The sequence below is a fragment of the Tolypothrix bouteillei VB521301 genome (assembly GCF_000760695.4).
GTDB classification, from domain to species: domain Bacteria; phylum Cyanobacteriota; class Cyanobacteriia; order Cyanobacteriales; family Nostocaceae; genus Scytonema; species Scytonema bouteillei_A.
This window is the reverse complement of the sequence record NZ_JHEG04000001.1, coordinates 3,988,141-4,010,982: the sequence shown is the minus strand read 5'-3', so window position 1 is coordinate 4,010,982 and position 22,842 is coordinate 3,988,141. Positions and strand designations below refer to the sequence as shown.

At 42.8% G+C, this 22,842-nt stretch carries 15 protein-coding genes; 13 read left to right on the top strand and 2 right to left on the bottom strand.

Going from position 1 to position 22,842, the window contains the following annotated elements:
- The first annotated feature begins 41 nt into the window (after positions 1–41).
- The 4 genes from HC643_RS15930 to eboE all read left to right on the top strand — a co-directional run bounded on the left by HC643_RS15930 (position 42) and on the right by eboE (position 5,366).
- Positions 42–1,322, top strand: coding sequence for a glycosyltransferase family 4 protein (locus tag HC643_RS15930; protein ID WP_038080686.1), 1,281 nt, complete (start codon positions 42–44; stop codon positions 1,320–1,322).
- A 78-nt stretch (positions 1,323–1,400) separates the two neighbouring features.
- Positions 1,401–2,471, top strand: coding sequence for a bifunctional chorismate mutase/prephenate dehydrogenase (gene tyrA / locus HC643_RS15925; protein ID WP_050045839.1), 1,071 nt, complete (start codon positions 1,401–1,403; stop codon positions 2,469–2,471).
- A 158-nt stretch (positions 2,472–2,629) separates the two neighbouring features.
- A complete protein-coding gene (locus HC643_RS15920; protein ID WP_038080688.1) occupies positions 2,630–3,868 on the top strand; it encodes a 3-dehydroquinate synthase in 1,239 nt (412 codons plus the stop codon).
- A 184-nt stretch (positions 3,869–4,052) separates the two neighbouring features.
- On the top strand, positions 4,053–5,366 hold the full coding sequence (eboE, locus tag HC643_RS15915; RefSeq protein WP_038080690.1) for a metabolite traffic protein EboE: 1,314 nt from the start codon (positions 4,053–4,055) through the stop codon (positions 5,364–5,366).
- Between the two features lie 83 nt (positions 5,367–5,449).
- Here eboE and HC643_RS15910 read toward each other — a convergent pair whose 3' ends face one another.
- Together HC643_RS15910 and HC643_RS15905 are read right to left on the bottom strand one after the other, a co-directional pair.
- Positions 5,450–6,829, bottom strand: coding sequence for a cytochrome P450 (locus HC643_RS15910; RefSeq protein WP_038080692.1), 1,380 nt, complete (start codon positions 6,827–6,829; stop codon positions 5,450–5,452).
- 170 nt (positions 6,830–6,999) lie between these two features.
- The gene (locus HC643_RS15905) at positions 7,000–7,668 is read right to left on the bottom strand and encodes a hypothetical protein (protein WP_237265887.1); all 669 of its coding nucleotides are present in this window, start codon (positions 7,666–7,668) and stop codon (positions 7,000–7,002) included.
- A gap of 512 nt (positions 7,669–8,180) precedes the next feature.
- Here HC643_RS15905 and HC643_RS15900 point away from each other — a divergent pair.
- The 9 genes from HC643_RS15900 (at position 8,181) to HC643_RS15855 (ending at position 21,600) form a co-directional block, all read left to right on the top strand.
- A complete protein-coding gene (locus HC643_RS15900) occupies positions 8,181–9,551 on the top strand; it encodes an alkaline phosphatase family protein (protein ID WP_038080695.1) in 1,371 nt (456 codons plus the stop codon).
- Positions 9,552–10,878: 1,327 nt separating this feature from the next.
- Positions 10,879–13,080, top strand: a complete 2,202-nt coding sequence (locus HC643_RS15890; RefSeq protein WP_038080697.1) for an anthranilate synthase — start codon at positions 10,879–10,881, stop codon at positions 13,078–13,080.
- Between the two features lie 98 nt (positions 13,081–13,178).
- Complete coding sequence (gene trpC / locus HC643_RS15885) at positions 13,179–14,018, top strand: indole-3-glycerol phosphate synthase TrpC (protein ID WP_038080700.1); 840 nt, start codon at positions 13,179–13,181, stop codon at positions 14,016–14,018.
- A gap of 373 nt (positions 14,019–14,391) precedes the next feature.
- Positions 14,392–15,210: a tryptophan synthase subunit alpha gene (gene trpA, locus HC643_RS15880; protein WP_038081571.1), complete on the top strand. Its 819-nt coding sequence runs from the start codon at positions 14,392–14,394 to the stop codon at positions 15,208–15,210.
- 184 nt (positions 15,211–15,394) lie between these two features.
- Positions 15,395–16,633 carry a tryptophan synthase subunit beta gene (gene trpB / locus HC643_RS15875; RefSeq protein WP_050045837.1) on the top strand — a complete coding sequence of 413 codons (1,239 nt, stop codon included), beginning with the start codon at positions 15,395–15,397 and terminating at the stop codon, positions 16,631–16,633.
- A 230-nt stretch (positions 16,634–16,863) separates the two neighbouring features.
- Positions 16,864–17,991 (top strand): anthranilate phosphoribosyltransferase, encoded by a 1,128-nt coding sequence (gene trpD / locus HC643_RS15870; protein WP_038081569.1) that lies wholly within the window; start codon positions 16,864–16,866, stop codon positions 17,989–17,991.
- Between the two features lie 250 nt (positions 17,992–18,241).
- Positions 18,242–19,330: a 3-deoxy-7-phosphoheptulonate synthase gene (gene aroF / locus HC643_RS15865; protein ID WP_038081567.1), complete on the top strand. Its 1,089-nt coding sequence runs from the start codon at positions 18,242–18,244 to the stop codon at positions 19,328–19,330.
- A gap of 440 nt (positions 19,331–19,770) precedes the next feature.
- Complete coding sequence (locus tag HC643_RS15860) at positions 19,771–20,886, top strand: hypothetical protein (protein ID WP_038081565.1); 1,116 nt, start codon at positions 19,771–19,773, stop codon at positions 20,884–20,886.
- Between the two features lie 186 nt (positions 20,887–21,072).
- Positions 21,073–21,600: a hypothetical protein gene (locus tag HC643_RS15855; RefSeq protein ID WP_038081564.1), complete on the top strand. Its 528-nt coding sequence runs from the start codon at positions 21,073–21,075 to the stop codon at positions 21,598–21,600.
- Positions 21,601–22,842: the final 1,242 nt, after the last annotated feature.

Genomic DNA, 22,842 nt, shown 5'->3' with positions numbered 1-22,842 from the left:
TACCTACTGCTCATTGCTCACTGTTCACCGGTCACTGTTAAATGAGAATTCTGATTTACTCCTACAACTATCATCCAGAACCAATTGGCATTGCTCCTCTGATGACTGAACTAGCAGAAGGACTAGTCAAGCAAGGGCATCAAGTGAGAGTAATTACAGGAATGCCAAACTACCCGCAGCGCGAAATATACGAGGAGTATAAAGGCAAGTGGTTTGTCACAGAATTCAAAAATGGCGTTACTATCCAGCGCAGTTATCTGCGAATCAAATCTAAACCCAATCTCATAGACAGACTGTTACTGGAGTTGAGTTTTGTGTTTACAAGCTTACCGCAAGCTATTAGCGGTTGGCAGCCAGATGTTATTCTTTTAACAGTACCACCATTATTAATATCACTTCCTGCTATTTTACTGGGTTGGATATACAACTGCCCGATTATATTAAACGTGCAAGACATTTTACCAGAAGCAGCTATACGCGTTGGATTGATTGAAAATAAATTGATGATTCGCGCCTTAGAAGCTTTGGAAAAATTTGCTTATCGGTACAGTCATAGAATTAGTGTTATTGCGGATGGATTTAGAGAAAATTTAATAAACAAAGGAGTTCCATCACGGAAAATTTCTTGCATTCCCAATTGGGTCAATGTTAATTTTATCCGTCCCTTGCCAAAGCAAAGAAATGTTTTTCGAGCCACTTATCAGTTAGAGGACAAGTTTGTTGTGCTGTACTCGGGTAACATCGCTCTCACTCAAGGTTTAGAGACAGTTATAGAGGCAGCAACTTCCTTACGCCACATTCCAGAAATTGTATTTATCATTGCAGGTGAGTCAAAAGCGCTGCAAAGATTGAGGAAATACTGCCACAGTTGTGGAGCAGACAATGTTTTACTCATACCACTTGTGACACGAGAAAAACTTCCCGAAATGCTGGCTGCAGCCGATTTAGGATTGGTGGTGCAAAAACGCAACGTCATTTCCTTCAATATGCCTTCTAAAATACCACTGCTACTTGCTTCCGGTCGCCCCATTCTCGCATCGGTTCCCGCATCTGGAACAGCAGCGCGTGCTGTTAGAAAAAGTGGTGGCGGTATAGTTATTGCGCCTGAATCACCACGCGCTATGGCATCTGCAGTTTTAGAACTTTACAAAAATCCAGAAAAAGTAGCACAACTTGGCAAGCAGGGACGGCAATTTGCTATTGAGCATTATTCTTTTGAGCAAGCACTAACCGCTTATGAAGCACTGTTCGCTGAAGTTGTGACTTCAACATCTACATCCCCTTCTTTGGATGTCTTACCAAAATTAACTTCTACTAACTAGTTATTGGTTATTTGTTAGTGGTTGGTGGTTAATTATTCTACTAAAAATCAACAAATAACAACTAACAACTAAGAACTTATGATTCCAGAAAAGCTCAAACAAACAGATCGAAACCCAAGGGATCTCTCGCGAGATCTCCTGTCAAGTTCAGAAATATCAAAAATACCCGTTCTTGAGGAACAACTTGCATATGCAATTTCCTTACTTGCTGAAGCTGGTATTCCGGAATCACTTTGGACCAATATAGTACAAAGTTGTTATGCCAAGCGATCGCAAAATATTTCCAGTTTTTCTACTAACAATGTCGCACCTCAAAAGATTACCATAATTGGTGGACGTGGCAGGATGGGGAAATTTTTTACGACTCAACTTGCGATCGCGGGTCATACAGTCAGCATTTTAGAAAACGAAGATTGGGATCGAGCGGATGAATTGCTTGGTTCAGCAAACCTCGTTATGGTTAGCGTTCCTATTGCACGAACAACCGAAGTGATAAAGCGGGCTGCTCAATATCTTGCGCCAACTACAGCACTCTGTGATATTACAAGTTTGAAGGTCGAACCTGTTCAAGCAATGTTAGACCACCACAGCGGTCCGGTGATGGGATTGCACCCCATGTTTGGTCCCAATGTCAAGTCTTTTGTAGGGCAAAAAGTAGTTGCGTGTCCTGCTCGAAATGAAGAATCATTTCAATGGTTATTAGAACTCGTTCAAGATCGAGGGGGTGAAGTTATTGTTTCTACGCCTGAAGAACACGATCGCATGATGGTGATGATTCAAGCAACCCGTCACTTTTCAAGATTTAGCGTGGGAGTTTTCTTAGCACAAGAGAAAGTAGACATAGAACGTAGCTTGTTAATGTCTAGCCCCAGCTATCGCCAAGAAATTGACATCATTCAAAGATTGTTTGCACAAAATCCAAACTTATGTGTGGACATTATGTTGGCAACGCCAGAGAGATGTCAAGCAATAGCCCGACTAGCTGATACCTATAACCGTTTGGCAATGTTAGTAGCTCGGAAAGACCGAGAGGGATTAATCAAAGAATTTGAAACCAGCCAAAGCTTTTTGGCTCAAGAAACAACTAGTTCTCCCAATCAAAGCAATTCTTCTAAAAAACATCAAGAAAATACAGCTTTTTCAATCTGATACAGTTCTAGCGGAATCTACATTTGCTCGTTCGCATGCATTAATAGTATTCCAATATACACCATCAATAATTCAGTCAGGATTGACGGTTCTCACTCAATAAAGATCTTCCCTCAAGCTCTAAATCGTGCAGCGCTTATTGAAATATCGGAAAAAATATGGTTACGGAAATCAGGCAGAAAACGACAGTAAACAGTCTACCACCAATTCAGCAAAGTGTTACTGTGACTTTTAACTATGCAGTACATTTTACTACCGGATTGTTTGACACTAAAAACCCTTTGTTAGCGCGAACGATCGCGACCGATGGAGAACCGGGTCCGAAAAAAATATTGGCAGTTGTGGACTCAGGGTTTTTGTACTCCCGACCCATGCTACCCAAACAATTAGCGCTCTACTGCGATCGCTATGCTGATGCGATGGCGCTTGTTGCAGAGCCAATTGTCATTCCTGGTGGGGAAGAAGCCAAAAACAATCCCAAATTACTCGAACAAATTCATGCTGTAATTGATAGCGTGGGGCTTTGTCGTCACTCTTATCTGTTAGGGATTGGCGGTGGCGCTGCATTAGACTTGATTGGGTATGCAGCCGCAACAGCACATCGGGGAGTTCGTCTGATTCGCGTTCCCACAACCGTACTCGCGCAAAATGATTCTGGTGTGGGGGTAAAGAACGGAATCAACGCTTTTGGTAAAAAAAATTTTCTAGGAACTTTTGCACCTCCCTACGCAGTTTTAAATGATGTTTCTTTTTTGGCTTCTTTAGACGATCGCGATTGGCGTTCTGGCATTGCAGAAGCCGTGAAAGTAGCACTTATCAAAGATGCTAGCTTCTTTAACTACATCCGCATGCAAGCGACTGCACTTGCTTGTCGCGATATGAAAGCCATGCAAAATGTTATCTACCGATGCGCTCAATTGCATATGAACCATATTGCTAAAGGCGGAGACCCCTTTGAAATGGGTTCATCCCGTCCCTTAGATTTTGGTCATTGGGTAGCACACAAGCTAGAGCAGTTAACAGACTACAGCTTACGCCATGGAGAAGCAGTTGCGATCGGTATTGCTTTAGACAGCACTTACTCCTATCTTTTAGGATTGCTCTCTCGCCTGGAGTGGCAGCAGATACTAAATACACTGACAGCCCTAGGCTTTCAGCTATATGTATCCGAGCTTGCTGCAAACATGGACCGACCAGAACACCCTCACTGTTTGTTCCGAGGGCTCACTGAATTTCGAGAACACTTGGGTGGCGAACTGACAATTACACTTCTACAAGGCATTGGTAAAAGTATTGAAGTTCACGAAGTCGATCTCTCCTTATACCGACAAGCAATTTGGTTGCTTAGCGAGTTTTATAACTCCACGTTACCAACCTCAGGCTGGATTGGGGATTAGCAATTGGGGCGTGTTTTCAAACTTTTATTTAAGGGGATCTAACACACTTGAAAACACGCCCTACGTCTTTTTCAAACTAGCGCCTTTCAAAATGAATTATTAAGCAGAGTTCGGTAAGAGTCAACGAGTTAAAGAAACTTTGGAAAAGAGTTAAAAAAGCTCAGGTAGGATAAAGGGGAAAATTATGAAAATTGCCACAACTAACAACTTTCATTTAACATACTGTACAAATATTCATCCAGGTGAAGAGTGGCACAAAGTATTTGATAACTTAAAGCAGTACATACCATCTTTAAAAGCACAACTAATTAGTTCAAATCCCCGAATTCTTGAAGAATTCGGGGATTTTGCCGCCCATCAAAATCCATTTGGTATTGGATTGCGATTGGCAGATGTCGCAACTCAGGAATTACTTGAAGGAAATAATTTAACAGAATTTCAATCGTGGTTAAGCGAGCACAACTTATATGTATTTACCTTAAATGGCTTTCCATTTGGCGGATTTCACTGGCAAGTTGTCAAAGACCAAGTATACGCACCCGATTGGTCAAAACAAGAGCGATTGGACTACACCATGAGATTAGTACACATACTCGCAAAACTTTTACCTTCAGGTGTAGAAGGGAGTATTTCTACATTACCGCTATCATACAAACCCTGGTTTAAAGGCAATCAACTTTTTCAAGCCTCTGTCAAAAGTAGTGCGACTCTCCGCATAGCAGAATTAGTGGCAGAAATGATAAAAATTAAACACGAAACAGGAAAAAATATTCATTTGGATTTAGAACCAGAACCAGATGGGTTGATAGAAAATGCAGCTGAAGTAGTTGATTATTTCCAAACTTACTTATTACCTATTGGTAGAGATTGTTTAGTCAAGCATTTAGGAATTTCTTTTGAAGCAGCAGAACTCCATTTATTAAATCACGTCCGCGTTTGTTACGATACCTGTCATTTTGCTGTAGAGTATGAAGACCCAAAAGCAGTTTTTCAGAAATTCCAATCTACAGGAATTCAAGTTGGTAAAATTCAAATTAGTGCTGCGCTACAGGTGCAAATTCCCAGAGATATAAAACACCGCCGCCTCATTAAAGACCGATTGCTACCTTTTGCTGAATCTACATATTTACACCAAGTTATTGCAAGAGAGAGCTATGGCAAACTGCGTCACTATCAAGATTTAGAACAAGCTTTACCGGATTTAGAAAGCACGACAGCTTCTGAGTGGCGCATTCATTTTCACGTTCCCATTTTTATTAGAGATTATCAGCTATTTCAATCCACTCAGGATGATATAACCACAGTATTAGAACTGTTACAAGAAAATCATGCTTGTGACCACCTTGAAATAGAAACATACACCTGGGAAGTATTGCCAAAAGAAATGAAGTTGGATTTACCAGCATCACTTCAAAGGGAGTATGAATGGGTATTGTCAAAAATGGTAGGAAACAATAGAAATGTGTTGGTAGGTAGTGGTCTGTCCCAAAAGTTTTGAGGAGTGAAACGTTTTTATCTCGTTCCCAGGCTGAGCCTGGGAACGAGGTGGCAGCCTATCAAAATTAATGGGACAGACCACTATTATAGATTTGCCAAAGTCTTAACACGCTTCTCAATGGGTGTTGCAACCATTTGCATACCTTCTGATGGGACTAAAGTCAAACCGCGACGCACGGGACGTGCGGGATGCTTGTTAGCTGAGGATAGCTGAAACTGCGATAGAATTGTGGCCAATACCAGTTTCATTTCATACAAAGCAAATGCCATACCAATACAACGATGAGTACCACCACCAAATGGCAAATACTCATATGGAGAAAATTGCCTCTCCAAAAAGCGTTCTGGTTTGAATTGCTTGGATTGTGGATAAACTTCTTCCCGATGATGCGCTAAGTAAACACTTGGAAAAATAATTGTTCCTACTGGCAAATTGTAACCCATAATTTCGATAGGCGATCGCACAATGCGAGGAGAAGCAGTAATTGCGACGGGATAAATCCGCAAAGTTTCTTGACATACTGCCGTTAAATAAGGCAATTTAGCAATAGTACTTAGATCGGGGTTGTGACTAACGGTATCCAGTTCCCTCTGCAATTTTTCACGTACTTCCGGTAATTTATCAATCCAGTAAAATGCCCATGTCAATGCTGCGGCTGTCGTTTCATGACCGGCGACTAAGAGTGTCATTAACTCATCGCGTAGTTCCTCATCTGTCATTGTTTCCCCGTTTATATCGCGTGCGTGCATCATCAAACTGAGGACATCTTCTCGACTTTGGTTGGATTCTGCTCTGCGCTCCCGAATTAGCCCGTAAATCATTTCATCAATTTGTTGCAACAAGTTCACAACTCGACCCCAGGGACTCCAAGCGCCTAAATCTTGCTGTAAAAACTTTAAAAATAAAGCTGCAAACATTAAGGGAGAATCCATAGAATTGAGCAGTGAAGCCAGTAAATATCTCATTTGTTCCAAACGAGACCCCTCATCAAAGCCAAACACGACTCGTAAAATAACGCGCAAGGTAATTTCTTGCATTGACAGGTGAATGCTAAACGGCTTGCCATTCTCCCAAGTTTTGCTAACTTGTTCTGTAATTTCAGCGATCGCCATACCATAAGCTCGCATTCTGTCTCCATGAAAGGGAGGGGCTAATAGTTGGCGTTGGCGTTGATGAGAGTTACCATCCAGTAAAAGCAGTGAATTTGCACCCACCAGAAATTTTAAGATCGTGTTTCCCTTACCAGCTTCTAACTGAGTGGAATCAGCTGTAAAAATTTGTTGTAATGCCTGAGGATGGCTGAAGTAGACTTTGTGGGAATTATCGCGACCCCAAATGGTAAAGTTGTCTCCATAGGTTTTGGCAAAATCTTCTACATATTCCAACGGCTGAAAAATAAATTTCATCCATCGTAGAAAAACAGGCATCCTCGGACCGTCTGGTAGACTGTTAGTTGCTTTCATAACTGGTTGGCATGGTGTAGGGTTTTAAAAATATGCTGCACGATACTCCCTCTCGTTCCCAGGCTGTGGCTGGGAACGAGAGGGAGTATGCAGACCCTGAAAACGAGATATGCAAAGCATGGCTGCAAAATCTTTAACTTAAGAGAAGTTGTCAGGGCTATAACTGGGTTTTAATTCCGGAACTTCAACTTTCGAGAGTATTTACCTAACAAGTAACTCAAGCCAACAAATCCCATACCAATTACCCCAGCCGTTGTATTTGGTTCGGGAACGGCTTTGGGAGTCTGTATCGAAAACTTCAGTAGAGCTTTGCCTTTAAAAGGCGCAGTCAAATCCGTACTGGTTAATCTGTCATTTTGGGTAAAGGTTATTTGACCAACTGCATTTTTGAATATACCCTCACCACCAGTCAAAGTGATAGTTCCACCACCCTGTACCGTACCGTTAACAAAATCAAATTTAGCTTGGTCGTTCGCAGTTCCATATAATTCATTGCTACCACCATAATATCGATCGCCAAGAATTGGCTGATTTTCTAATCCAAAAGCAGATGCATCTGCATTAAAGTAAGAAATGTTAGTTGTTGGGTCAAATCGACCGTAAGTATTGCTGAGAAAATTACTCAACCCATATGGAGCCTCAGCACTTTCGCCTGTAATCGTTGCTCTAGTAATACCTATGTCTGGTCTAAAAGAAGGGTCGATTGTGACTACTGTATCGTAAGTAGCGCTAAATTCGTAACTTGTTTGGGCGTTAGCTTTTGTTGTATTCAACCCAAAACAAATTAACGTAACAGCTACTGAGGCTAATCCTAAAGCGTATGAACGTGAGATCATCATTGTCCTTTTTTTACAAACTTGAGTACTTGGCTACAATAAAGTGATGGAAAATAAAACTGCTATGATGTACTCGATCTCAATTTGAATTGAGAAAATCTGAAGGTTTAAATATTCTTTTGGAGAATTCAAATCTATGTCGTTACAATCTCAAATTCAGAAAAGTTGCTTTGAATTTCTGTAAGGCATAGATAGTCGTTGTCATAGCTCATAAAAACCGCGATTCGCTATCAAGACTCACTTTTGTATAAACCTTTACTATAGAACTATAAGATATGTAAATTTTAGGATAAATGAACTATTTTTTGATGTGTTTGTTATATTTTTAGATAACCCAAAAATTACCCCAGCAAAGACAGAGAAATCTGTGTTCTTTTGTGGTTTCCTAGATAATAGAGTATAAATGTTAAAAAATATTAAATAAGGGAGTGCATAAGATTCAAATGCTGCGCTACACGCAATCATTTCGTACTTTCAACCGTGTTTGAGCGTTGTTAAGGAATTAACTTCAAGTCATGCGTAAAACTGTTGTTCTGAACGTAGTCGGATTGTCACCTAGTTTACTGGGAGAACATACGCCATTTTTACGGAAATGGGCATACTCTGGAAAAACCGTTCCGATTTCGCCCGTGTTACCTGCTGTTACCTGTACGGCACAAGCTACCTATCTTACCGGAAAAATGCCTGACGAGCACGGTATTGTTGCTAATGGCTGGTATTTTCACGACGATTGCGAGATTAAGTTTTGGCGACAGTCTAATAAACTGGTTCAAGCACCAAAAGTATGGGATATGGCGCGATCGCTAAATCCATCCTTTACTTGTGCCAATTTGTTCTGGTGGTACAATATGTACTCTTCAGTGGACTATGCAGTGACGCCCCGACCAATGTATCCTGCTGATGGTAGAAAATTGCCCGACATTTACACTTATCCACAAGAATGGCGATCCGAACTCCAAACCGAACTGGGTCAGTTTCCTCTGTTCAATTTCTGGGGTCCCAATACATCCATTCAATGTAGTGAGTGGATAGCCTCTTCAGCTAAATGGGTGGAACAAAAGTGCAACCCCACCCTTACGCTCATTTACTTACCTCATTTAGATTACTGCTTGCAAAAATTTGGACCGGAAGACAAAAAAGTCGCAAAAGATTTACAAGAAATTGATGCTGTTTGTCGGGATCTGATTGAGTTCTACGAAAATCAAGGGACACAAGTTATTGTGCTGTCTGAATATGGCATTACGCCTGTATCCCAACCAGTTCACTTGAACCGAATGCTGCGAGAACAAGGGTTGCTGAGTGTAAGAGAAGAACTGGGGCGGGAATTGCTCGATCCCGGAGCAAGTAAAGCATTTGCTGTCGCCGACCATCAAATTGCTCACGTTTACGTCAACGATCCATTTTACATACCTAAAGTGCGATCGCTGTTAGAAGCAACAGAAGGTGTTGCCCAAGTGTTGGGAGACGAAGAAAAACCAGCATACCATCTCAATCATTCCAGATCGGGAGAGTTAGTCGCGATCGCTCAACCCAACGCCTGGTTTACTTACTACTACTGGTTAGATGACAATCGTGCTCCGGATTTTGCCAGAACAGTAGATATCCATCGCAAACCCGGTTACGATCCAGTGGAACTTTTCCTAGATCCTCAAATTAAACTTCCCAAATTTAAAATAGGCATAAAACTGCTGAAAAAACAGCTTGGTTTTCGCTACTTGATGGATGTTATTCCTTTAGACGCATCTTTGGTACGCGGATCTCATGGCGCGACAGCCGTTGCTCCTGGAGAGCAACCATTATTTATAACCCAGCAAACTCATTTACTCCCGACTGAATCAATAGAAGCAACGGATGTATGTCACCTCATTCTGCGACATCTTCAGTAATTGGGTTTAGGAGCAACAAGATCCTTAATTTCCTTGAAAATACAGAGTTGCGATCTCGATATCTTGCACCAACACACTATAAGGGTGAGGCTATACAAACAAAGAGGGCGCAGGAAACCAGTTTGCAGGACGCTTACTCACCATCTACGTGGACTCAATATGAAGTCCGCGCAGGCGGTGAGTCCAGCGCTGCAGGCGGGTTTCCCACGCCCTGGCGACTGGCGAACCCGGAGGGCGAACCCGGAGGGACGAGCGTTTGTGTAGCCGAGGCAGCGCGTTGCCCAGAGCAGCGCCGTGCGGAGAGCAGTGCGTTGCGGGGGTTCCCCCCGTTGAAGCAACTGCTCTGGGTTCCCCCCGTTGAAGCAACTGCTCTGGGTTCCCCCCGTTGTTCGCGTAGCGTCTCCGTAAGGAGATAGCGCCTGTCGTCCAGAATTCTATTCTGAGGACAATGTGCCAAATTGCAATGCTCTCGAACAAACTTGCCCAAAAGTTACGCTACACGAACGGAAGTACCTAGAGAAAACACGTGGGAGCGCTATTATTTCTTGAACTTTTTATTGATTTTGATAGGGCTAGCGTTGCTCGACAGAATTAAGTTGGAGACACAAGGTGGAACCTCCTTTAAAATATGCCCAGGTAGAGCCACCGCTTGAGGTAAGAAGTGAGCCAGTTGACTCACTAGAATTTATGAGATAAACCACCAGAGAAAAAATTTTTTCTATACTTTTAGTAACTCAGTAACTACTTAAATTTGTACAGATATTACATATATTCCTTTGGACAGAAAGAATTTATAACTCAAGGTGGTAGAGGATACTACCTTGAGATAGGCTCTGGAGTTTTACTGAGAAACAAAAGTAAATAGCAAAAAAAATGACACATCTAACGAAAAAATGTTCATGTATCATTCCTTCACATTTAGTAGGCTAAACTCATACCAAGTAGCGTTCGTTTGTAAAGTTTCTCGCACAAGGTCAAACTGTCGATCCAAACTGTTAGCAGTTGAAGTCGCCAGTTTAACCTTTTAGATATAGGGACGTTTAAAGATGTCAAAACAGGTTTTTGTGACTGGTTTGTCTGAGACCATTTTAAAAGTGGCAACAGTACTTATACAGTAACAAGTTCAATTCTTGAAACTTTGCTGCTACAATCGTTTTTTTACGTGAATTTTCCCTCTCGGTTAATTTACTGTTATTGACTGTGTATATACTGTGCTTTAATGTCTAATTGTCTAATTAGCAACTCATCCAAGTTGTGATATCTGCGGTTACCTGCAATCTGCTTGGATCTGCAATTGAATACTCCCTCAACATCAAAAAAATTGCCCATGATTGTTGATTCTCACACTTACAAAACTCTTGGCGGCATAGGTGTATCTCGCTCCATCACTGAAGTGAAGATGGACACAGCCTTGGATGAAATTTCCTTTTATCTGGATTCCCAACGCGGAGGGTTGCTCAAGAGCAGCTATGAGTATCCGGGGCGGTACAAAAGATGGGCGATTGGATTTATCAATCCACCGCTAGAACTGACAACACGGGAGAGAGCTTTTACGCTAAGAGCGCTAAACAATCGAGGTCAGGTGCTTCTACCCTTATTGTTGGTGCGTTTAGCAGGACATTCCCAACTTCAGGAAGTCAAGCACGAAAGCGATTATATTACTGGATATGTAAAGCCCACTTTGCAATTGTTTGCAGAAGAAGAACGCAGCAAGCAACCTTCTGCGTTCACCGTGATTCGCGAAATCCTCCATATTTTCTCTAGCGATGAAGACGAGCATTTAGGATTGTATGGAGCATTTGGCTATGACTTGTTATTTCAGTTTGAGCCAATTCCGATGCGTCTGGAACGTCCTGCAGACCAACGGGATATAGTGCTTTATTTGCCTGATGAATTGGTTGTTGTTGACTACTATCTGCAACGTGCGTATCGAGTGCAGTATGAGTTTGAAACAACAGAAGGCAATACTCAAGATCTTCCACGTACAGGAGAATCAATTGATTACAGGGGTAAGCGCCTCGTTCCAGCAAAAGCTTCCGACCATGCACCAGGAGAATACGCAAACCAAGTAGAAGTAGCACTGGATTACTTCCGCCGTGGAGATTTGTTTGAAGTGGTTCCTTCGCAAAGCTTTTTTGATTCCTGCGAACAACCACCGAGTCAGCTTTTCCAAACTCTACAGCATATAAACCCCAGCCCCTATGGTTTTATTTTCAACCTTGGTGGAGAGTATATCATTGGTGCTTCTCCAGAAATGTTTGTGCGGGTTGAAGGTCGGCGAGTAGAAACTTGCCCGATTAGTGGTACTATTACTCGGGGTCAAGATGCCCTTGATGATGCCGAGCAAATTCGTCAACTCTTAAATTCAGGCAAGGAAGAAGCAGAGTTGACCATGTGTACTGACGTGGATCGCAATGACAAATCGCGGATTTGCGAACCGGGTTCGGTACAAGTTATCGGTCGCCGTCAAATAGAAATGTACAGCCACCTGATCCATACAGTGGATCACGTTGAAGGATTGCTGCGATCGCAGTTTGATGCTTTGGACGCCTTTCTAACTCATACCTGGGCGGTGACAGTGACCGGCGCACCCAAGCGATCGGCAATGCAATTCCTCGAACAGCACGAGCGCAGTGCCAGACGGTGGTATGGTGGAGCAGTCGGCTACCTCAACTTTAATGGTAATCTCAATACAGGATTGATTTTGAGAACCATTAGATTGCAAGATTCCATTGCCGAGGTAAGAGTAGGAGCAACAGTTCTCTATGACTCCTTGCCATCTGCAGAAGAACAAGAGACAATGACAAAAGGTGCGGCGTTATTTGAAACGATTCGCCGTGCAAAGCAAGGAATACCATCAAAGGATTGCACGCGAGAAAAATTGAGCGATTGCGTTCCAGATATCGAACCCGGTAAGCGTATTTTACTGGTAGATTACGAAGACTCATTTGTTCATACACTAGCCAACTACATTCGTCAGACTGGAGCAACAGTAACCACATTACGTCATGGCTTCTCTGAATCCCTATTGGATGTAGAGCGTCCGGACTTAGTTGTTTTATCTCCCGGTCCCGGTAAACCCAGCGATTTTAAAGTACCAGACATGGTTCAAAGTTGTTTGCGTCGCAACATACCCTTGTTTGGAGTGTGCTTGGGACTGCAGGGAATTGTGGAAGCCTTTGGAGGAGAACTCGGAGTTCTTCACTATCCCCAACACGGTAAATCCTCAAGGGTAATTGTGACCGAACCCGACTCGGTTTTATTCAAAGCCTTACCCCAATCCTTCTTAGTTGGTAGATACCATTCCTTGTTTGCCCTACCACAACGGTTACCCGAGCAATTGAAGGTAGCAGCCATCTCAGACGATGATGTCATCATGGCAATTGAGCATCAATCGCTTCCTATAGCTGCGGTGCAGTTTCACCCAGAGTCCATCATGACCCTATCAGGAGCAGTTGGTCTGGCAATCATCAAGAATGTAGTCCGTGCATATACTCAAACTAAAGAGTCATTAGTCATTAGTTCTTAGGGATTGGGGGCTAAGGACTCGTATTTCTCCCCTGTCTCCCTTGTCTCCCCCCTCTCCCCTCCCTCCTCTCCAATCATTTCTTACGTCATCAGCCATCTATGAGTTATTCAGTGACTACTGTTGGTGTTCGTCCGCGCCACATCCTTGAAGAAATTGTGTGGCACAAAAGGCAAGAAGTTGCACAGATGCGCCAAGAACTGCCTTTAGCTTCTTTGCAACAACAATTAAGTACAGCTCCCGCAGTTAGAAATTTCTTGACGGCTTTGCAGGAAAACTCCCACGTCCCTAGCATCATTGCGGAGGTCAAAAAAGCATCTCCAAGCCGTGGGGTGCTTCGTGCTGACTTCGAGCCGATCGCGATCGCCCAAGCTTACGAGCGAGGAGGAGCAGCTTGTTTGTCCGTTCTTACGGATTCCAAGTTCTTTCAAGGAAGTTTTGATAACCTGCGTAATATCAGGCAAAAAGTTGCAATACCACTTTTGTGTAAAGAATTTGTTATTGATATTTATCAAATTTATTACGCACGAGTGGCTGGTGCAGATGCTGTATTATTAATAGCAGCTATCCTGACAGATGAAGAAATTCAGGATTTTACGCGAGTTATCCATGATTTGGGAATGAAAGCTTTAGTAGAAGTTCATACCTTAGGCGAACTAGATAGAGTTCTAAAATTGGATAACATTCGTTTAATAGGTATCAACAATCGCAACCTAGAAGATTTCACGCTAGATATTAAAACAACGCAAGCACTTGCAGAGCAACGGCGATCGCAATTACAAAGCTACGGTATCACTCTTGTCAGTGAGTCTGGCTTATATACACCTGCCGATCTCTCATTTGTAGCTGAAGTTGGGGCTCGTGCTGTGCTTGTAGGAGAATCTTTAATAAAACAAGCTGATGTAGAGAAGGGTGTGCGGAGTTTATTTGCTAATGGCTAATGGCTAATGGCTAATAGCTAATGGCTAATAGCTAATGGCTAATAGCTAATGGCTAATGGTGAGACCAGCCCTGTAGGCGGGTTTCCCGCGCCCTGGGGACTGGCGAACAAGGGAGAGCTAATGGCTAATGGCTAATGGCTAATAGTACTTAAAACAAGTAGCTCAGTAAGTCGGCGAGAAAAAACAAAACTGTGTAGCGAAAAGTAAAATTTTTGTATTTGACTCGTAGTAGCGCTGTCTGTTCCTGCAGTATGCAAGGGTGGCGAACGTATACATCGCAATTACAAACTAGCGATCGTTATTTTTGCCGACTTACTTGTTAACAGTTAGCAGTTAGTAATTATCAATATCCTCTATTAGGTGTATTAATCCAATGACTTCTATTTCCGAACGTTTTCAATCTCTAAGAAATCGCAATCAGTGTGCTTTAATTCCTTTTGTTACAGCAGGAGATCCAGACCTGGAAACAACAAAAGAAGCTTTGCGTGTATTAGATAAAAGTGGTGCTGACTTTATTGAATTGGGTGTTCCCTATTCCGATCCCCTTGCAGATGGTCCTGTTATTCAAGCAGCAGCAACTCGCGCTTTGTCTAAAGGAACTACTCTAGAGCAAGTACTAGAATTAGTTGCAGAAGTAAGTCCTAGCCTGCAAGCTCCTATTATTTTATTTACCTACTACAATCCTATTTTAAATCGGGGTATTAGGTCGTTTTTAGCGCAAATCGCAAATGTTGGAGCGCGGGGCTTAGTTGTTCCAGATTTACCTTTAGAAGAAGCAGAAGAGTTAATTAATACGGCTGCTGAATTTGGAGTTGAAGTTATTTTGCTTGTGGCTCCTACAAGTTCTCAGGAGAGAATTGGTGCGATCGCTCAATCTTCAAGAGGATTTATTTATCTTGTGAGTGTTACTGGTGTCACAGGTATACGTTCTCAAATTCAGGACCGCGTGAAGCCTTTATTAACGTCCATGCGAAGCATCAGTGATAAACCTATTGGAGTTGGCTTTGGTATTTCAGGCGCGGAACAAGCGCGTCAGGTCAAAGAATGGGGCGCAGATGCTGTTATTGTTGGTAGCGCTTTTGTGAAACGTTTGGCAACTGGTAGTCCAGAAGAAGGACTCCACGCAATTGAAGAACTTTGTAAAGAATTGAAAACAGCGATCGCACCTGCATTACTAATGGCTAATGGCTAATGGTGAGACCAGTGCTGAAGGCGGGTTTCCCGCCGTAGGCAACTGGCGAACCCGGAGGGCTAATGGCTGATGGTGAGACCAGTGCTGAAGGCGGGTTTCCCGCCGTAGGCAACTGGCGAACCCGGAGGGCTGATGGCTAATAACAACTAATAACTAACAACTAATAACTAAGGAGCTTTCACCAGTGGTAAGCATCTCAGATAAAAACATTGCAGAAGCATCTGTTGTTCCTGATTCTTTGGGAAGATTTGGACGTTTCGGGGGCAAATATGTACCTGAAACTCTAATGCCTGCTTTAAGTGAATTGGAAGCAGCAGCAGCTCAATATCGCAATGATCCAACTTTTCAAGCAGAATTAAACGAGTTACTGCGCGATTATGTGGGTCGCCCCAGTCCTTTATATTTTGCTGAGCGTCTGACAGCAAATTATACTAGACCTGATGGAACGGGTCCACAAATTTACTTGAAGCGTGAAGATTTAAATCATACGGGCGCTCATAAAATTAATAATGCTTTGGGTCAGGTGTTGCTGGCAAAGCGTATGGGTAAGCAGCGCATTATCGCTGAAACAGGAGCGGGTCAACACGGAGTTGCAACGGCTACCGTATGTGCTCGTTTTGGGTTGCAGTGCGCGATATACATGGGTATTCACGATATGCAACGCCAAGCTCTTAACGTGTTCCGGATGAAGTTGATGGGAGCAGAGGTGTGTCCCGTTGAGGCTGGTACTGGAACTCTTAAAGATGCAACTTCTGAAGCGATTCGGGATTGGGTCACTAATGTAGAAACAACTCACTACATTTTAGGTTCTGTTGCTGGTCCTCATCCCTATCCAATGTTGGTACGCGATTTTCACGCTATTATCGGTCAAGAGACTCGCGCTCAATGTTTGGAAAAATGGGGCGGTCTTCCAGATATCTTGTTGGCTTGTGTGGGCGGTGGTTCTAATGCCATTGGTTTGTTCTCTGAGTTTGTGAATGAACCATCTGTCCGTATCATTGGAGTTGAGGCAGCGGGTGAAGGTGTTAATACGGAAAAGCACGCAGCTACTTTAACACTGGGTCGAGTGGGTGTGTTGCATGGTGCTATGAGCTACGTGTTGCAAGATGGCGACGGTCAGGTTGTGGAAGCACATTCCATTAGCGCTGGTTTGGATTATCCTGGTGTAGGTCCAGAACACAGTTATCTTAAGGATCTCGGTCGCGCTGAGTACTATAGCGTAACTGATTCAGAGGCTTTGGCTGCTTTCCAGCGTTTGTCTCAGCTAGAAGGAATTATTCCTGCTTTGGAAACCTCTCATGCGATCGCGTATCTTGAAACACTTTGCCCGCAGTTAAGTGGTAGCCCTCGAATAGTCATTAATTGTTCGGGTAGGGGAGATAAGGACGTGCAAACAGTTGCTAAAGTCCTCGATCCCGCTTGATACTGATTTTAGATTTGAGATTTTGCATTTTGGATTGAGAAATGATGTTTGGACTGTTACAAGTCTGTTTGCCCTCACAATACCTTTATTTAAAGGGAGGGAATGAGAAAATCCGCTTCTTTCTCCCATTGTGAGAAGGGTTGGGAATGAGGGGAAGCCATTTTTCATTCAGAATTGCAAAGTTAAAATTCTACGCAACGCGACTGCATTCATCAAAAACCAGAGTCAATATGGTAGCCTTAACACAAGCTGTAAGTGACAATATCACCGTCACTCCCGAATCTCTCGATCTACCTGCTTTGCTCAAGCAACTACTCGATCGGCGATCGCTATCCGTCGAGCAAGCCTCTGCGCTTATGGAAGGTTGGCTGACAGATACTATTCCTCCAGTGTTATCTGGGGCAATACTGGCAGCGATTCAAGCCAAAGGAGTATCTACAGAAGAGTTAGTAGGTATGGCTGGTGTCCTGCAATCCCAGTCAATAGGGGGGATAGGAGAAGCCGATTCTTCCCCATCCCCAATTTCCAATCCTCAATCGCTTCCCGTAATTGACACTTGCGGAACGGGAGGAGATGGAGCCTCAACCTTCAACATCTCCACAGCCGTAGCCTTTGTTGTTGCAGCCGCAGGGGTAAAAGTTGCAAAGCACGGTAATCGTTCGGCGTCCAGTAAAACTGGTTCTGCTGATGTGTTAGAGGCTTTAGGTATAAATCTTAGCGCCGAACCGCAGAAAGTTAAAGCCGCAGTCGATGAAGTCGGCGTAACATTTTTGTTTGCTCCTGGGTGGCACCCAGCACTAAAAGCAGTTGCTGCTATGCGAAAAACACTAAAAGTGCGAACTGTTTTTAACTTGTTGGGTCCTCTGGTTAACCCCATGCGACCAACAGGGCAAATTATTGGTGTGTGTGACCCTTTGCTAGTAGAAACAATTGCGAAAGCTTTATCAGAACTTGGAACTCGCCGTGCAATTGTAGTGTACGGACGGGAAAGGTTAGATGAAGCTGGGCTAGCAGATTTAAATGACTTGGCTGTACTTAAAGACCGAACTGTCATTCCTGCTGTCCTTGGTCCTGAAGAACTGGGTTTAACTCCTGCACCAACTGAGGCGTTGCGAGGTGGAGAAGTCCAGGAAAACGCTGAAATTTTAAAAGCGGTCTTACAAGGAAAAGGAACACAAGCACAGCAAGATGTTGTTGCATTAAACGCAGCGCTCGCACTGTATGTAGGTGAAGCAATTGATGACGGGGCAAGTGATATTGCAAACGCAGTTGGGAAAGGTATTGCCCTTGCCAAAGAAGTTTTGCAAAGTGGTGAAGCTTGGAAGAAGCTTGAACAGCTTGCGGAATTTTTAAGGTAATTGGCTGATGGCTAATGGCTAATGGCTAATGGCTGATGGTGAGTCCAGCGCTACAGGCGGTGAGACCAGTGCTGTAGGCGGGTCTCCCGCCGTAGGCAACTGGCGCAAGGGAGGGCTAATAACTAATGGCTTTTAAACAATTAGCAATTAGCCATTAGCCATTAGCCATTAGCCATTAGCCATTAGCCATTAGCCATTAGCCATTAGCAATTAGCAATTAGCAATTAACAACTTTAGAGGATAAACACTCATGATTGTAGTTATTAAGAATAATACACCGGCTGATGAAATTACTCGCATCAGTCAGGAGTTAAGTGAAAGTTGGGGCGTAACTGTAGAAAAAAGTGTCGGTCAGCATAAAATTGTGCTCGGAATGATTGGTGACACTGCAACTCTTGACCCAATGGTTATTCAAAATAGCAGCCCTTGGATCGAGCAAGTTTTGCGAGTTGAGAAGCCTTTTAAGCGGGCGAGCCGGGAGTTTCGTCACGGACAACCAAGCGAAGTTGTTGTACCTACACCCAATGGTTCTGTATGCTTTGGCGAGCAACATCCTATTGTATTGATTGCTGGACCTTGCTCTGTTGAAAATGAAGCCATGATTGTGGAGACAGCAAAGCGGGTGAAGGCGGCGGGAGCTAAGTTTTTGCGTGGTGGTGCTTTTAAACCTCGTACTTCTCCTTACGCTTTTCAAGGACATGGTGAGAGTGCTCTAGAATTATTAGCAGCAGCTCGTGAAGCAACTGGTTTGGGTATCATTACAGAAGTTATGGATGCTGCCGATTTGTCTGCGATCGCTCGTGTCGCTGATGTGGTACAAGTTGGCGCTCGAAATATGCAAAACTTTTCTCTATTAAAGAAGGTGGGTGCTCAAGATAAGCCTGTACTGCTGAAGCGGGGAATGTCTTGTACAATTGATGAGTGGCTTATGGCAGCAGAATACATACTGGCTGCTGGAAATCCAAATGTGATTCTTTGCGAGCGTGGGATCAGAACTTTTGATTCTAAATATGTTCGCAACACCTTAGATTTATCTGTTATTCCCGTTTTGAGACAGCTGACACACCTACCCATCACGATCGATCCCAGTCATGGTACTGGTAAGTCTGAGTATGTTAGCTCTATGGCGCTAGCAGCTATAGCAGCAGGTACAGATTCTTTAATGATTGAAGTTCACCCCAACCCAGCTAAAGCTCTTTCTGATGGACCTCAATCTCTCACTCCTGAAAAGTTCGATCGCTTGGTTCAGGAATTGTCAGTAATTGGCAAAGTTCTCGGTCGTTGGTCTCCGGAAAAAACTTTCAAACCTTCTAAAAAAGAAGTTGGAGTTATGGTGTAAAAGATTGCGGACTTTATGTAAAGCCTGCGTAGGCAGGCTTTGTTTGTATAGCCCCAGAATTCTATTCTGAGGGCTATTGGCGATCTTTTGGATGCTCCCAGGGACGCAGTGTTTTTTGTGTACTTTGACATCTAAAAATGTATCTAAAAAATTGATAAATATATCCAAAAAAATTTTATTGAAGTTATTTAATATTTTGTTTAAATTTTATATAGATAGTAGCGTTATTTACAGTTTGATTTGATCGAACGTACATCATTTCAAAGCCAGTGTGAGTGTATTTGTCCAAACAATACAGAGTGCTTTTTGAAACTCAGAGTCTATTACTAATATCAGCAATAAAAATAAGCAGAAACCTGTAAGAAAGCAGGCTATTTTCGTCTGTAACGGTTTCTGTTGCTTCCGTGCTTTCTAGTTTAGAGATAGGAGAATCCTTCTTCATGGCAACTGAAAACACTTCTACCCAAAGTACTTCTAGTTCTGGGTTTTCACAATCTCCATTTGGTCGCTTGGGCGATGCTGTGGGTACTGAGAATTTACCAAACTTTCCTGGTAATGGCGGTACTCAATCTAGTAGTGAGGGTGGTAACCAATTTGCTGGTGGTGGTACACCAGTTTCACCTTTCGATCAAATCAGATATAACATTGACCAAGCAATTTATAACGCATTTCCTCCCGGTGGTGGTACTCCTGACGCCAACACTAGCATTGACACTAGCACGCTAAACCCATTCAATCAACCACCAGGTGGTGGCAGCCCGTCTAGTGGTGGTACTTCAACAGGTAGCACAGAAGGGCTTTCTTTTGGCGGTTACAATCCATTTGACCCTGGTTTTGGTAGCAGTATAGGCAACCAAGTTACGCTATCTAGCAATGGATCTAACAGCAGTAGCCAAGGCGGATTTAGTAGTAGTAACCAAGATGGATTTGGCGGTGGTGACAGTACCCAAGCTGATAGTCCTTTTGCATCGAATCCACAAGCAAATCAAATAGATACAACTCGTGCTGAGTTAAGTAACTTTGTTACTGCACAAATAAACAGTGGTGATACTAGCTCGATAGCAGATGGAATAAGCTCTACAGTTAGCGGATTGGTGACTTCTTTGACAAATAACACACCAGCTTCAACTGTTGCAGAAGAGCCAGTGTTAGTTACTGAAGCTGTTACTTCTCCTGAAGAGAACGTTATTATTCCAACAGCTGAAGTTTCTGGACTAGATAGCATTACAAATCAATCAGATATCTTGAATGGCAGTCTTGAAGGTTCTTCTACTACCTTTAACGAATCCGTTGGGGGTAATAGTGTAACTTCTAGTTACCCAACACAAGAAGAATTCCTTGCGATCGTTAACGGTGGAGATTTAAATCTTCCTGATTATTTATCTGATGATGCCAAAGCATACATTCAGGGTCAGGTGTCAATCATTGGTGGGAATATTGGGCAGTACCAAGAAATAGTAAGCCCATTTGCTAGTAATAACCTATTAACTGATGGAAGTAATTCCCTCAGTGGTGCTGATACTCTATTTGGTGGTGGTACTAACTCATTTATCTAAGATTACAAATGGATACAAAAATGTTGGGTTCGATCGCTTACTGAAAAACCCAACATGATTCCACTAGCTACTAGCTGTTAATAAGGCTTCGCCAAAGAGACCGAAGAAGAAAGTCATAAACCCAGCCAAGAAAATTTTCTCTAATCGAGAAAAATTTTGGTTCTAACAATAGGAGGATTTTTGTTTATGACAACGGCTTCAGATATTAACACCAATGCTAGTAGCAATAGTGTGTTTCCTCAATTATCTGGTGATGTTTTAAACCGCATTCAGAACAACATCTCAACCTTCACGGACATTGTGAATCAGTATAGAAGCGGTAACGCAGTCACAAATAGTGACTTAGCTCTGACACCAGTCGTTGAGTTTGTAAACTATTTAAACAGTACTGGTCGTGGAGTTCTTGGTAGCAACACAGTTACTACTAGTAGTAATGTACCTGGTACTGACAGCCCGGTAACCACGAGTGGTAGCGTGGTTCCCTTGCAATCTCCTAATGACGTTTTGAAGTCGCTCGAAGCTGATATCACAAGCTTTTACAATACTGTCAACCAGAATTCTGGTATTGGCGGTAACGATCGGCTTCCACAATCTGCTGCTGATGTCTTTAAACTCTTGCAGAATGACATCATCGCATACAGTAGCAATATCAATCAGCTTCAAGCTACTAACAGCCCATTAGTGGGTGGTAGCAATACCAACACGATTGTCTGAGATCTTCTAATGAAAGCCAATACCGTTCAGATAAGGCTCGATCCCGTTTAGCCCCCCTTTCAAGCCTACGGTGTACACAAATCTCTAGAAAAGAGATGAAACATCGTGAAAAGGGAGAATTGGAATGAAGTTCCCCCCTTTTTTAAGGGGGGTTAGGGGGGATCGAAACCGCAAGAATACACTTTAGAAGACTTGTGTACACCACCCTAGCCTTTCAAGCGGGGAAGTAGGGGGGATCTTCAAGGATAAGATCTTGTCAACTGAACTGTATTGTAAGTGAAGAAGGCAGAGGGCAGGAGGCAGAGGGCAGAAGGTATGCAATATGGTGGGGGCTTCAACCCACCACCCTCCCTTGTTCGCCAGTCCCCAGGGCGCGGGAGACCCGCCTACTTTCTTTGGACTCACCAATTGCTTGCCACGCAAGATCGAAGATTATGGTGGGGGACTTAAACACGAGTGCTCCCTTTCGACAAGTGAGAAGTACGAGGGCATATACATAGCTGCCATCTGCCCTCGATCGGGGCTGCCTTTTTGTTAAAGCCACAATTTACTAGCTCGCGATTTAACAATCGCTCCAGAAACAAAAGAAGAAAGTTATTTTATTAGGTTTGCTTTTAGACGTTACACATCAGTTCTTTTGTTGGCGTCTGAGGCAAACCTATCTTTTTAGATATTTGTGTGGTTTTATTTGGTTGACAATACCATAAAAACGTTCGAGTTAAATAAAAATTTTCTTTTGTTTTATATTGTTCTTGCAGCTAATTTTTTATATTTAAATAAAAAAGCAATAAGAATATCTAAAAAATAGACAAGCGTATCGAAAAATAACTTATTGCTGTTTGTCTTACAATTGCTTAAATTCTTAATTAACTGCTGTGGATTGCAGTTCCAAGAAAGTCACAATGAGCGCTATAGATAGCATCTATCTTCACTATAGGAATCATAAATGATTGATGAAAAGTTTTCAGTACTGTAGGGCGGGAACGCCGCCTACATGGCTACAAGTCTAGTTCAAAAATCAAAATAGGAATGCATGGTGATATTACACGACCAGTAAATTTATCAACAAATTAAGCGCGATCGCGCTCCATCAGTTCAAATTCTTAATTGAAATAGAAAATGCTGGGTTAAACCCATTTTAGGGTCACCCAACAAGCTTTCAAGAGCTACTAGCCAATAATGCCTGCCCTCAAAAAACTGTCAGAGCTAATTGATAAGCAGGCTCGACTTTTTATCTTTTAT